Genomic DNA, 13,772 nt, shown 5'->3' on the forward strand with positions numbered 1-13,772 from the left:
TAAGCAGTCATTAGCATCTACTTAGGTGATAAGTAGCACTAAAACAGTGCTTCCACGGGTTTTTCCTTAATCAAACGTTTGGTTGCTTCTGTAACAGCTTTTTTGGTGGCAGGAATTGCGGCTAGTTTCTTAAGTACAACGCCCTTTTGGATATATTCCGCACCTTTTTTGAAAACGTCATTGGGTGGTGCAAAGGTTGCAACTGGCGTGTTTTTTAGAGCAGTTCGCATATACTCTATCCACATCGGCAATGCTGCCGCTCCCCCTGTTTCATAATGTCCTAGCGGTTTAAAATTGTCGAACCCGACCCAGGTAGAGGCTACGTGCGCGGGTGTAAAGCCGTTGAACCAGGCATCGCGTTGGTCGTTTGTGGTACCTGTTTTCCCTGCCAAATCACTACGTCCCAGAACTCTGGCATCTGTTGCTGTTCCGAGTTTTATCACATCCCGCATTAACGAATTCATGATGAAATTAACCCCAGGTGAGATTATTCTAGGCGCTTGATTTTGTTCTGTTTGAGCGGTATTTTTGCACGAGGAACAGGCGGTTTTGGGGTTTGCCTGAAAAATTATTTTACCCTCGCGGGACTCAATCTGTTCAATAAAATAGGGGTCTACTAGAAAGCCGCCGTTGGCAAATACTGCATACATCCTAGCCATTTGCAGAGGTGATGCGTAGCCGCTGCCTAATGCGAGTGATAAGCCGGGCGGTAGTTGCTCCTTCGTAAAGCCAAAGCGTAAGCCAGTTGCAATCCCTTTGGCTATGCCCATTTCCTTCAATAGCTGAATTGCAACCATATTTCTCGAAAAGGTCAGACCTTTTCTAAGGCTGGTAGGGCCGTAGAATTTTTTGGTGGAGTTTTCGGGCTTCCATATTCTGCCTAGGCTAGGGTCGTATATTGCCAGGGGTGCGTCATTTATCATGCTGGCTGCGGTGTAGCCTTCCTCGAGCGCCGTTGTGTAAATAATGGGTTTAAAGCCGGAGCCGGGTTGTCTTTTGGCTTGAGTTGCACGGTTGAATTTGTTCTTATTATATTCAAAGCCTCCAACCAATGCCAAAACTGCACCATCAGCAGGATTTAGCGAGACAAAAGCCCCTTCAACTTCAGGGACTTGTGTCAACATCCAGTTGCCTTTTTTCGATAGCCTCACTCGTATAGGCGCGTTAACACTTAGCTGCTTTTTGGCTTTAACGATTGCCCATTTGCTATTCTTCCACGGAATATCGATGGCTTTACCATTATAGAGCGTTGCTTCGATGCCATTATTACTGGTGGATGTGATTGTAGCAGCCAGGGTATCGCCAATCACAGGGCTGGTACGAATAGGCGTTTCTTTGCCCTCATCGGTGGCAGGCTTTTTGGTGCGATAGCCGTGGCGTTCGTCATAAGAATGTAATGAATTCCACAACGCTTGTTCTGCTGCTTTTTGCAGTGAAGAATCAATGGTAGTATGGATTTTTAGTCCTAATGTATAAGCTTCTTCGCCATATTTTTCATAAGCGTACTGCCTGACCATTTCTGCAATGTGAGGAACTGATACATCGGATGAATGATATTGCAGTTTCGCCGTTGAAGCCTCCTCGCTGGCGGCTTCAAAGTCGGCTTGGGAAATATAATTAAGCTCTAACATCCGTTGTAGAACGTAATTACGCCGTTCAATGGCGCGATCTTCGTTAGTAATTGGATTGTAAGCAGAGGGTGCTTTAGGTAAGCCAGCAATCATGGCTTGTTCTGCCAGTGTTAAATCCTTTAGCGATTTGCCGTAGTAAGTCTGTGCTGCTGCTGCGATGCCATAAGCGCTATGACCCATGTAAATTTGATTCAAATACAGCTCAAGAATCTTGTTTTTTGGATATTCTCTTTCAATTTTTAAGGCAAGTATGATTTCTTTCAGCTTGCGAGTGTAGGTTTTTTCATTGGAAAGCAAGAAATTACGCGTTACCTGCATGGTAATGGTGCTGCCCCCCTGCTTTTTCTTTCCGGTTACTAACAGTTGTATGCCTGCCCTAATCAAGCCTTTGTAGTCAACACCAGAATGTTCAAAAAAGCCGTCATCTTCGGAAGCAACAAACGCATTGATAAGCTGTTTGGGAACGTTTTCGATTTTGACGGGAATGCGCTTGTTACCACCAAATTGGGCAATTAAAACCTTATCTTTGCTATAAATGCTTAAGGGCATTTCGTAGCGTACATCGTGCAAAGTCTTAATGTCTGGCAGATTTGCAGACAAGCGTTGGTACATGAAGTAGCCTGTACCGACCAAGCCAGTTACGAGTAGCACAAAAAAAATAGCGAACCATTTCAGTATGCTGCCGTTTTGCGATTTTATTGACACAAGTAATCGGGATGAGTTTTTATGTGGGCTGCCAAGGCAATGCCTTTTTAAGGGGGTCAATAGCTTCTTTTGTTACCAGAGTGCGTCTAAAAATCAGCTTGCGAGTATATAGCAACACAGAAAACAAATAAATTGAATATTTTTTAGGATGAAATTAGAAAAGACTACTATACTTCTGCGAGTGATAATTTAGCTTGCTTGATGGTGTTCGGGACATCAAGATTGTAATATCAGGATAATTTTAACGAAATAAGGGCGTTTCATGGGCTGGTTTAATCAGAAACAGAATGCGGTACTCGGTCTGGATATTAGCACTGCCGCTGTCAAGTTACTGGAATTAAGCAAAGTAGGTACCCGTTACCGCGTTGAGAGTTACGCAGTGGTTCCCTTAACGCAAGAGGCATTTGTCGATAAGAATATCGCTAATACCGACATCATTGCTGAAGCAATATCGGTCGCCACCAAACAGTCTGGCACAAAGCTACGCGAAGCCTGTGTTGCGGTTTCGGGGTCAGCCGTTATGTCGAAGGTTATAACCATCCCTGCTAATATGGGTGACAGCGAAATTGAAGATCAAGTCTTGGATGAAGCATCGCAATATGTGCCTTATGCGCTCGATGAGGTAAATCTGGATTTTGAAGTTCAGAGGGTAAATGAAGCCAACCCGCTGTTGCTTGACGTGTTGCTCGTCGCATCGAGAAAAGAAAATGTTAATGACCGTGTTGAGGCTTTAACCAAAGCAGGCTTGAAAACTAGAATTGTAGATGTTGAAGCATTCGCCATAGAAAATGCCTTTACTTTGCTGGCTGACCAATTAGAAGGCTTTGGTGAGGGCAAGACCTATGCCATTGCCGATGTGGGTGCAACTATGGCGACTTTGAACATTGTCCATGATGGTCGTACCGTTTACACCAGAGAACAGGGTTTCGGCGGGAAACAGCTTACCGAGGAAATTCAACGGCGTTATGGCTTTTCTTATGAAGAAGCAGGATTAGCAAAAAAACGCGGTGGTTTGCCTGAGAGCTACATTGTCGATGTGTTAGAGCCATTCAAGAAAGCAATGGCGCAGCAAATTTCCAGATCCATGCAGTTTTTTATATCATCCAGTGCCAATCGGAGTGTTGATGGCATTGTTCTCGCCGGTGGCTGTGCTTCTATTCCGGGGATTGATAGCATAGTCGAGCAAACCTTAGGGATTACTGTCTACACCGCAAATCCATTTATCAGTATGGCACTTTCCAATAAAGTGAAACCACAAGCCTTGAGTGCCGATGCGCCCGCGTTAATGTTGGCATGTGGATTGGCACTAAGGAGTTTCGATTAATGGCAAAAATCAATCTACTCCCTTGGCGCGAAGAACAGCGCCAACTAAAGAAAAAGGAATTTATATCCTATATTGCCTTAGCTGCACTGGCTACCGTCATTGTTATGGGGTTGGTTCACCTTTACATTTCTGGGATGAAGGATTATCAAGAGCAAAGAAATAAGGTACTGGAAGAAGAAGTCGCATTACTGGACAAAAAAATTGTCGAAGTTAAAACCATTGGGGAAAAGAAAAGCAAATTGTTGGCTAAAATTGATCTCGTGCAACGGTTACAAGAAAGTCGGCCTGAAATTGTGCATTTATTCGATGAAATTCCCAGAACTACCCCAGACGGCGTTTTTCTAACCAAGTTTTCTCAAATGGGTTCAGAACTTACCTTTGAAGGTAAAACCCAGTCAAATGCCCGCGTTTCTGCGTTTATGCGTGCTGTCGAGGCATCCGCCTGGTTGCAAACGCCCAAACTTGATGTGATCAAATCGCCAGATAAAACCAATGTTGAGCAAAATAGCGATTTCATCATGCGTGCAAAACTGGGTAAAAAAATGACCGAAGCTGAGAAAGAGGTAAAACGATGAACCTGTCGGAAATTAATTGGGATATTAATACAGCAGGGTCATGGCCAGCACCGGTAAAAGTGGTCGTTGTTGCGATTATTTGCGCGTTTTTGGCGGCAGCTTGGGTTTATCTGGATACTTTTGGTCAATTAGAAGAGCTTGCAGCGGCTGAAAAGAAAGAACTCGACTTAAAAACGGATTTTGAAGGCAAGCAACGAAAATCAGTCAATCTCCAAGATTACCGCGATCAATTGGCGCAGATTGAAACGTCGTTAGCTATAATGATTAAACAGATGCCTACCCAAGAGGAAGTGGCTAGTTTGCTGGTTGATATTTCTCAAACCGGCTTGGCAAGCGGCTTAGAATTCAGATTGTTCCAGCCCGGTGTGCCGATTGCCAAGGATTTTTACTCAGAGTTGCCCATCAATATCCAAGTGATCGGCAAGTATGAAGAGCTTAGTTTGTTTGTCAGTGGATTAGCGGCATTACCTAGAATCGTTACTGTACACGATGTAAAAATGACACCAGTGGTTAAGGTGGCGGCTGTCGCAGGCAGTGCTAATAATACGGCAGACGATGCGATGGTAATGGACGCAATAGTCAAAACCTATAATGAACAGCAAGTCGCAGAAGCACAATCTCCCGGAAACAAAAGAAGGGGGAGCAAGTAAATGGAAGACAAAAAGTCACTTTTGATAAGTCGTAGCCGATTGAATTTGCTGTTGTTACCCTTGTTTTTAGCAGTATTACTGGGTGGTTGCGGTGATAATAATTTCTCAGATTTACAGCAATATATCGTGGATGTGAAAGCCAAGCCCAAGGGTACCATCGAACCATTACCGGAAGTTAAACCGGTTGAGTCCTTTGTGTTTAAGCCGGAAGGTTTGCGTGATCCTTTTAAATCCATAAGTGAATCAGAAGAAGCCGAAGATACCAGCGTTGCAACAGGAGATGGCATAAAGCCAGATATCTCACGACGCAAAGAAGAGTTGGAAGCTTTCCCGCTAGAAGATCTGAGAATGGTAGGTACAGTAACCATGAAAGCCAGCTTATGGGGCTTGGTGAAAGCCAGCGATAAAACCATTTACCGCGTACAAGTTGGAAATTATATGGGCAAGAATTACGGAAAAATCATCCGCATACTGACCGATAAGATTGAATTAATGGAAATTGTTCCTGATAAGCCGGGTGCTTGGCGCGAACAACAAACTTCATTAGCTTTAACAGAGTGATTTTGAGGTCAATAAATGAATAATAAACAAGGTGATATCATGTGTAACAAAATGGCGCGGTCACGGATTACGCACATTAGTTTGAGCTTATTTTTATTACTATTCCAAATTACATTTGTTAAAGCTGCGGGGCTCACTATAACTGGCGTTGATGTGGCTGCCTTGGCAGGCGATAAAATCCAAATACAGATGGAAATGAGTGGTCCTGCTATTGCGCCTAAAGTATTCCAAACTGACAATCCTGCACGGATTGCCTTGGATTTTCCGGGTGTAGCAAACGGACTTGATAAAAAAATGTATCCGGTAAATCAAGGTGCGGTGAGCAGTATCTATGTTGCAGAAGCGGCGGATAGAGTGCGTGTGGTGGTAAATCTTGTTGAACCATCCGCTTTTGATACCAAAGTTGAAGGCAATAAAGTGTTGTTGTCTTTAAATAATGCGCGAGCAGCAACAGCCATGCCTGTTAAAGCGGCAACGATGCCGTACATCAGGAAATCCACGCCGTCCTCAGTAGCCGCCGGTTTGATGCCTGAGCAAGGTATTAGAGGTATCGATTTTAAGCGGGGTGACAATGGCGAGGGACGCATCTTGGTTTCACTGGCAAACCCCGATACTATCGTCAATACCAAGGAAGAAGGCGGCAATGTCGTGTTAAGTTTTATAAACACTCGATTGCCTGAAAATTTATCCAAACGGCTGGATGTTTCCGAATTCGCAACGCCAGTCAAAACCATTTCGGCGACCTCGACAAGTCGTGAAACAACCATTATCGCGGGGATGCAAAACAGTCTTTACGATTATTCCTTGTTTCAGTCGGAAGGTTTATTGACGGTTGAGTTTCGACCTTTGACTAATGAAGAGAAAGAAGTTCTCGACAGCAAACGGGAGAAATACCGAGGCGACAGATTATCCTTAAACTTCCAAGACATTGATATACGTAGCGTAATTGCCATTTTGGCGGAATTCACTGGTCAGAATGTGGTGGCTGGTGACGATGTAACCGGAACAATTACCTTGAAGATGGATGACGTGCCTTGGGATGAAGCCTTAGACTTCATCATGATGACCAAAGGCCTAGAAAAATTTGAATCTGGTAATGTCATTTTGATTGCGCCAGTCGGCAGGATTAAAGAATATAAAGAAAAACAACAAGCCACTGAGCAAGTTGTTGAACAGCTGGAACCTCTGGTTACCGAGTACATTAAGATCAATTATGCTAGAGCGGAAAATTTCAGGAATTTGCTGAATGGGTTAGATACCGGTGCTTTTGGTGCTTGTGGTGCGAGTAATTCATCAGGCTCAAGTTCTGGTGGATCTTCCTCTTCGGGTTCGCAAGGTTTTCAGAGTGGCGGTCAAGGGCAGGGGCAACAGCAGTCTCAAGGGCAAACCCAATCAGGTCAAGGCGCGAGTGGTACTACCCAAAATGACCAATTCAGGGTTCTATCTGGGCGGGGTTCTGCAGTTGTCGATGCAAGGACGAATACCCTAATCGTACGTGAGACGGCAAAACGCTTGGAAGAAGCCAAAAAACTGATCCGTAAGCTTGATGTTCCCGTTCGGCAAGTGATGATAGAGGTAAGAATTGCCCAGGCATCCAATAACTTTGCGAAAGCGTTAGGTGTTAAGTTTGGTGTTGGTAAGCAGGCTGCTGTAGGTTCACGTAAATCATTTGCTATTGGGGGGTAGTGGAACTCAAGGAAACAGTAATGCTCAAGCAGATGCAAACGGCAATATTGGAACACTAAACAGCTCACTCGTTGATCTCGGTCTTGCTGGCATAGGTCGGACACCTTATGGGGCATTAGGTATGACCTTGGCAAGAGCAGCCGATTATGTACTGAATCTGGAATTGCAAGCCTTGCAAGATCAAGGCCAGGGCGAATTGCTTTCTAACCCGAGGGTAATGACCTCTGATCGTTGCCAAGCGACTATCAAGCAGGGTGAAGAAATACCTTATGTCAGTACCGGTATCCAAGGTACGACGACCATATTCAAGGATGCCGTGTTGTCATTGGATGTGACACCGCAAATCACGCCCAGCGGCAGTATCGTAATGGCATTAAAAGTCACCAAAGATGCCAGGGGACAGGAAACTCCAGGCGGCTTTGGCATTAACAAGCAAGAGCTGGAAACCAATGTCCATGTTATGGACGGCGAAACAGTCGTTTTAGGTGGTGCCTTTCAGGAAACCATTGATAATCAAACGAATAAAGTGCCATTTTTTGGTGATTTGCCTGGCGTTGGGTTCTTGTTTAAAAGAAATAGTAAATTGGATAACAAAACTGAATTGTTGATTTTTGTCACGCCAAAAATTGTCAAAGATAACGTGGCGACAAACTGACCGCTTCAACTTAGGGCAAAAAGGGGGCATAATGCCCCCTTTTTAATGCGTTGAAATACAGCACTGGATGACATTGGAGAACATTTATTTAATAGGCCTTATGGGGGCTGGTAAGACCACCATAGGCAGGCAATTGGCAAAATCCCTGTCGATGCCGTTTTATGACAGTGACAAGGCTGTTGAAGAAAGTACTGGGGTTGATATTCCAACCATCTTCGAATTTGAAGGCGAGGAGGGCTTTAGGGATCGTGAGCAGAAAATGATCCAGAAACTGACCCAGATAAAAGGCATCGTGCTTGCCACTGGCGGCGGTGCTATCTTGCGTGAAGAAAACCGTAAGGTACTCAAAGACAATGGCTATGTTGTTTATTTGCAATGCTCTGTGGAAAGAATTTTAGAACGTACCCGCCGTGATACTCAACGCCCATTATTAAAGACGGATAATCCCAAAGAACGCTTACAACTGCTATTTGAACAACGTCAGCCTTTGTACTTAGCTTGTTCTGATTTCAAGATAGATACCGGCATTCATAAAAGTAAAACGGTCGTTAACCGCATTCTTGAAGAATACAACGCGGTCAATCATCCCAACCAATAAGGCATGAACACACTACAAGTAGAGCTAGGTGATCGTCGCTACCCTATATACATAGGTTGTGGCTTGTTAGATCAAACGGAGCTTTATATTAAGCACATTAAAGCCAAGCAGGTCATGGTGGTGACCAACGAAAAAGTCGCGGCTTTATATTTGGGTACGGTTTTAGAGCAGCTTAAGGCTTACGAAGTCGCTCAAGTAATCCTGCCAGATGGTGAGCAACACAAATCCCTTGATGTACTTACTCAAATATTTGATACCTTATTGGCAAACAAATTTGGTCGTAGTGCGACGGTAATCGCCTTGGGTGGTGGTGTTATTGGCGATATGGGCGGTTTTGCGGCAGCTTGTTACCAGCGTGGCATTCCCTTCATCCAAATTCCGACGACATTGCTGGCGCAAGTCGATTCGTCCGTAGGTGGGAAAACGGGGGTCAATCATCCCCTGGGCAAGAATATGATTGGCGCATTTTACCAGCCGCAATGTGTTATCGCTGATACTGATGTCCTGGATTCCCTTGATGATCGCCAATTGTCCGCAGGTCTTGCCGAAGTGATTAAATATGGCCTGATTAGGGATGCTGAGTTTTTTGGTTGGCTGGAAGACAATATGGATGCTTTATTGGCAAGGGATAAGCAAGCCTTGGCTTTCGCTATAGAGCGTTCTTGCATCAATAAGGCCGAGGTCGTTGCCGAAGATGAGACTGAATCAGGTGTTCGGGCAACGTTGAATTTAGGCCATACCTTTGGTCATGCTATCGAAACAGGGTTGGGTTATGGCGAATACTTGCACGGCGAAGCGGTTGCCATTGGTACGTGTCAGGCAGCGGATCTTTCCAGACGCAAAGGTTGGTTAAATGATAGCGATGTCGAAAGGATTATTGTTCTTTTCAAAAGAGCCAAGCTTCCAGTTTATCCGCCCAATGCACTAAGTCCTGAGCAATTCATAAAATTTATGTCAGTAGACAAGAAAAATGTCGATGGTGACATCAGGCTAATTTTGCTAAAAGCCATAGGGCTAGCGACCTTACCCGTGGGCGTTGATGAAAAGTTGTTACACACAACATTAGCATCCTATAGAAGTTGATTACCAATATCCCGTGAAAACGCCATTGAACACTCAAAAAAAGCATTCCGTTTTAGCGTATCCCTTGATAAGCAGAGAACGCACCGAAAAGCTTGATCTGTTACATCATCTCGTTGCTAACTTGGCTCATGCGATTGTTGTTTGCGGCCCAGAAGGTATCGGTAAAACCCTGTTGCTTAAGGGTTTTCAGGAAACCACAATAGAATCCTGGATATTTTGTTGGGTGCAGGCTGACAGCCAAGTCACGCTTGAAAAAATTCAGACATTGATAGGCGAAAAAATATCGCAGAATATGCCTGATCTTAAGCCCCAGCCGTTACCTAACATCTTTGACAGAATGGCTGGCTGGAATATGCGCGTTGTGCTGGTGGTTGATGATGCAGGCAATCTGGCTCCAGGTTTGATTGAAAAAATCCTTTCATTTACCGACGGAAAGCCTATTTTACGGGTTATTTTTGCCCTGACACACAGCGAACTCTATTTAAAAAACGGCACTGACCCTGCTATCGAAGATTGCTATCAAATAGAAATTCCGCCGCTATCAGAAAAACAATGTGGTGAATATTTGGAGTATTTATCGACATTGCACAGACCAAGGATTCAGTTCAGCGCCATCAATGAAAGCATGGTGGCAACACTTTATCGTGAAACTCATGGCATACCGGGTAATATACTTGCCCAGTTGCCCAAAGACGATAGCCACAATAAAGTCGACTATTCCAAGGCCATCCTCATTTATGCCGTTATCGGCTTGATTTTTGTTGCGTTAGGTGTGCAGTGGTGGAGTTCCAGACCGAAAATAGTTGCTGCAAAGGTAGCGATTGCTGAAACTAAGCAGCAAAATAGTGAGGAAATTCAGCAAGCATTGACGACATCGACACAAGCAGCTCAAGTTAATCAAGCTCAAGCTGAGAATCAATCGTCAGAAACGTCCATGCCGCCACCAGCGCAGCAATCAACCGAAACATCAAATGCCAGCATTTCGGGGGAAACCAGAAATGATGTCATCAATGATTCGCACAGTCATGCGATGATTGAAGAGGGCTTAAAGCGTGATGAATCCCATTTACAGCAAGCACCTATTGCTGCTCAAGTGAAAGAAAATCCTAGTCAGCCAGCAAATACTCCGCAAGCAACCGAGCCAGTCACGGCAACAGATCAAGCACCCATAGCCATACCTATGCCTTTGCCTTTGGATGAAGGTGGACAATGGTTAATGGAGCAGCCTGTTGAAAATATCACCTTACAACTGATGGTATTGTCAAACGAGCAAACCCTTATCGAAGTGATGCAAAGACATCAGGAATTAGGGCAGAACTTAAAGTATCTTAAGACGAAAACTAAGAAGGGTAGAGACCGGTTTATTTTGCTTTATGGCTCGTTTATCAGCTCTGAACAAGCAAATGTAGAAAGTAAAAACTTGCCTAAAGAATTACAAAAAACTTGGTCACGCAAGATAAGTGCAGTTCAAGGGGAAATGAACGCTACAACGCAAATTCAAACTGATACGGTCGAATAGAAATGACAACGCTAAAAAATAATACGTTCATCCGTGCGCTGTTGAAGCAACCGGTAGAATACACGCCAATCTGGATGATGCGCCAGGCTGGAAGATATTTGCCAGAATACAGGGCAATCAGAGAGCAGGCCGGAAGTTTTCTTAAGCTGTGTACGAATCCAGAATTGGCCTGCGAAGTCACCCTGCAACCCTTGCGTCGCTTTGATTTTGATGCCGCAATACTGTTTTCCGATATTTTGACTATTCCCGACGCGATGGGTTTAGGGCTTTATTTCACCGAAGGTGAAGGACCAAAATTCAAGAATCCGGTAAGGACGGTTGCCGACATCAACAAACTTCCTATTCCAGACCCTGAGATTGAATTACGTTACGTAGTCGATGCTGTTCGCCTAATTAGAAAAGAATTACAGGGTAGCGTACCGTTGATCGGATTCTCTGGTAGCCCGTGGACATTGGCAACCTACATGATTGAAGGCGGCGGCAGCAAAAGCTTCCAAAAAGCCAAGGGTTTAATGTACGAGCAGCCTAAGCACATGCACATCATGTTGGATAAGCTGGCGCAATCGGTGGCGGTGTATTTGAACGCGCAAATTGCGGCTGGCGCACAAGCCGTCATGCTGTTTGATACTTGGGGCGGTATGTTAACGTCCGAAGATTATGCGGAATTTTCCTTATATTACGCAAAACAAGTGCGATCCCTGTTGAATACAGGTACGGGCGAACATAAAATCCCCACCATCCTGTTCACAAAAGGCGGTGGACAATGGCTGGAGACCATGATTGATGCAGGTTATGATGCACTAGGTCTGGATTGGCAAACGGATATTCAATTAGCCCGTGCCAGAGTGGGCGATAAAGTTGCCCTGCAAGGCAATATGGATCCGGTGACGTTGTATGCACAACCCGATTATATTGTTGAGAAGGTAAAAACTATCTTGGAAAAATATGGTCAAGGTTCAGGGCATGTGTTCAATCTGGGGCACGGCATCTTGCCGGACATCAATCCCGACCATGTGAAAGCGATGGTGGATGCTGTCCACCAACACAGTCCGGCGTATCATCGGTTCTGATAAGGTGAAATAAGAATAGAGGAGTGTTGATTATGAAAAAAGTGAAACATTTTCTAGCCATTGCATTACTGTTTAGTGCTGGTTTAGCTTGGGCTGAAGCTGCACAAGCTGAGGAAAAGATAGACATCGTGGTGAACAGAAGCCCAACCTGCAGCTGCTGCGGAAAGTGGGTGGAACATCTGAAACAAAACAATTTCAACGTGAAAGATGTTGTTTCAGACGATGTTCAGGCCATAAAAAATAAATACGGTGTCACCCAAGAACTAGCCTCATGCCATACCGCACTCGTTAACGGCTATGTCATTGAAGGGCATGTACCCGCGAACGACATCAGGACACTTTTGAAAAACAAACCTGACGTTGTCGGCATAACCGTTCCAGGTATGCCGAATGGTACGCCAGGTATGGAAATGGGCGGCAAAAAAGATGCCTATCAAGTGATTAGTTTCGATAAAAAAAATCAGCACCAAGTATTTAACAACTATAAGGCTGAGTAATGCTTCTTGTGGGTGATGTTGGTGGCACCAAAACCATTCTTGCGTTGTTCACGTCATCTGGCAGCGGCTGGGTTTGCGCGAAAAAAACACTGTATGCCAGTGCCGACTATAAAACTTTTACCGAGTTGCTAGCATCCTTTTTATTGGATGTTGATGCAGCAATATCTTCAGTCTGTATCGGTGTTGCAGGACCCATCGTTGATGGTGATTGTGTGGCGACAAATTTGCCCTGGATACTAAGTCGAGACCAAATAAGTCGATCTGTACATGCCCCTAATGTTTGGCTATTAAATGATTTAGAAGCAACAGCATGGGGCTTGTTAGCATTGTCCGAAGCCGATTTTGTAGAACTGAACCCAAATGCCGTGCAATCACAAGCGGGAAATATTGCGGTAATTGCAGCCGGTACAGGTCTAGGCGAAGCCCTGATGATATGGGATGGCACGGCTCATCGAGTGATTGCCACCGAAGGCGGACATGCTGATTTTGCGGCAACCGATCAACAGCAAATAGGCTTATTAAACTACCTGATGCAAAAGTATGATGGGCACGTCAGCTATGAAAGATTGCTATCGGGGCATGGCTTAATCAACATTTACGATTACTTAAAACAGATACAGTTTGCTCCCGTCAATGTAAGCACGGAAAATCAAATGCTAACAAATGATCCGGCAGCAGTCATCGGTATGGCTGGCGTTGAAGGCAATGATAAACTTTGTGTCGAAGCAGTAAACCTATTTTGCAGAATATACGGGGCAGAATCGGGCAATCTTGCCCTAAAATGCTTACCTAATGCAGGTGTTTATTTAGCAGGAGGCATTGCCGGAAAAATTTTGCCGGTATTAAAAAATGGCGAATTCACGAAGGGCTTTCTTAATAAGGGACGTATCAAGGTCGTTTTGGAGAATATCCCCGTAAAGACCTGCATAAATCCAGATGTAGCTTTGGTGGGTGCATTGAGGTTTATTGAACAAATGGTTGGCTGAGGGTTTTGATAAACAAATCGAGATAAATGCGGTATGAAGAAATAGCGCAACAAACGGAGATGTGATTATTGACAACATTCCAGAATGTATTTGTACAAAAGATTTCAGGTATTTCAATCCAAAGTTTATTTGGATAACGCATGAAATCCCAAATTATGTTTCTGGGTGTTTCCAAGTTTTTAAAATATTAAGCCGATGTAGCTCAGTTGGTAGAGCAACTGATTCGTAATCA

General features: G+C 44.4%; 13 protein-coding genes. 12 read left to right on the forward strand and 1 reads right to left on the reverse strand.

The annotated features are described in order from the left end of the window. Positions 1-38: 38 nt before the first annotated feature. Positions 39-2,336 (reverse strand): penicillin-binding protein 1A, encoded by a 2,298-nt coding sequence (locus AC1YY3_RS03710; protein ID WP_481823769.1) that lies wholly within the window; start codon positions 2,334-2,336, stop codon positions 39-41. A 262-nt stretch (positions 2,337-2,598) separates the two neighbouring features. On the opposite strand from AC1YY3_RS03710, the gene AC1YY3_RS03715 reads away from it, so the two are divergent. From AC1YY3_RS03715 to glk, 12 genes are all read left to right on the forward strand, one after another. Next, positions 2,599-3,660: a pilus assembly protein PilM gene (locus AC1YY3_RS03715; RefSeq protein ID WP_481823768.1), complete on the forward strand. Its 1,062-nt coding sequence runs from the start codon at positions 2,599-2,601 to the stop codon at positions 3,658-3,660. Then, on the forward strand, positions 3,660-4,235 hold the full coding sequence (locus AC1YY3_RS03720; RefSeq protein ID WP_481823767.1) for a PilN domain-containing protein: 576 nt from the start codon (positions 3,660-3,662) through the stop codon (positions 4,233-4,235). The genes AC1YY3_RS03715 and AC1YY3_RS03720 overlap by 1 nt, the downstream gene beginning before the upstream one ends. Further along, on the forward strand, positions 4,232-4,885 hold the full coding sequence (locus tag AC1YY3_RS03725) for a type IV pilus inner membrane component PilO (RefSeq protein WP_481823766.1): 654 nt from the start codon (positions 4,232-4,234) through the stop codon (positions 4,883-4,885). Before AC1YY3_RS03720 ends, AC1YY3_RS03725 begins: the two co-directional genes overlap by 4 nt. Beyond that, on the forward strand, positions 4,886-5,446 hold the full coding sequence (locus AC1YY3_RS03730) for a pilus assembly protein PilP (protein WP_481823765.1): 561 nt from the start codon (positions 4,886-4,888) through the stop codon (positions 5,444-5,446). It begins immediately after the preceding gene. Positions 5,447-5,461: 15 nt separating this feature from the next. Beyond that, on the forward strand, positions 5,462-7,132 hold the full coding sequence (locus AC1YY3_RS03735) for a type IV pilus secretin family protein (protein WP_481823764.1): 1,671 nt from the start codon (positions 5,462-5,464) through the stop codon (positions 7,130-7,132). Next, positions 7,122-7,787 (forward strand): type IV pilus secretin PilQ, encoded by a 666-nt coding sequence (locus AC1YY3_RS03740; RefSeq protein WP_481823763.1) that lies wholly within the window; start codon positions 7,122-7,124, stop codon positions 7,785-7,787. The genes AC1YY3_RS03735 and AC1YY3_RS03740 overlap by 11 nt, the downstream gene beginning before the upstream one ends. A gap of 67 nt (positions 7,788-7,854) precedes the next feature. Further along, the gene (gene aroK, locus AC1YY3_RS03745; RefSeq protein ID WP_481823762.1) at positions 7,855-8,385 is read left to right on the forward strand and encodes a shikimate kinase AroK; all 531 of its coding nucleotides are present in this window, start codon (positions 7,855-7,857) and stop codon (positions 8,383-8,385) included. A 3-nt stretch (positions 8,386-8,388) separates the two neighbouring features. Further along, the gene (gene aroB, locus AC1YY3_RS03750) at positions 8,389-9,468 is read left to right on the forward strand and encodes a 3-dehydroquinate synthase (protein ID WP_481823761.1); all 1,080 of its coding nucleotides are present in this window, start codon (positions 8,389-8,391) and stop codon (positions 9,466-9,468) included. A 25-nt stretch (positions 9,469-9,493) separates the two neighbouring features. Next, a complete protein-coding gene (locus tag AC1YY3_RS03755) occupies positions 9,494-10,987 on the forward strand; it encodes an AAA family ATPase (RefSeq protein ID WP_482194324.1) in 1,494 nt (497 codons plus the stop codon). A 2-nt stretch (positions 10,988-10,989) separates the two neighbouring features. Continuing rightward, positions 10,990-12,057, forward strand: a complete 1,068-nt coding sequence (gene hemE / locus AC1YY3_RS03760; protein ID WP_481823759.1) for a uroporphyrinogen decarboxylase — start codon at positions 10,990-10,992, stop codon at positions 12,055-12,057. Positions 12,058-12,089: 32 nt separating this feature from the next. Next, complete coding sequence (locus AC1YY3_RS03765; RefSeq protein ID WP_481823758.1) at positions 12,090-12,554, forward strand: DUF411 domain-containing protein; 465 nt, start codon at positions 12,090-12,092, stop codon at positions 12,552-12,554. Then, entirely contained in the window at positions 12,554-13,540 is a 987-nt protein-coding gene (gene glk, locus AC1YY3_RS03770) for a glucokinase (RefSeq protein ID WP_481823757.1), read from the forward strand. Before AC1YY3_RS03765 ends, glk begins: the two co-directional genes overlap by 1 nt. Positions 13,541-13,772 lie beyond the last annotated feature (232 nt).

It is taken from the genome of Methyloglobulus sp. (assembly GCF_964779595.1).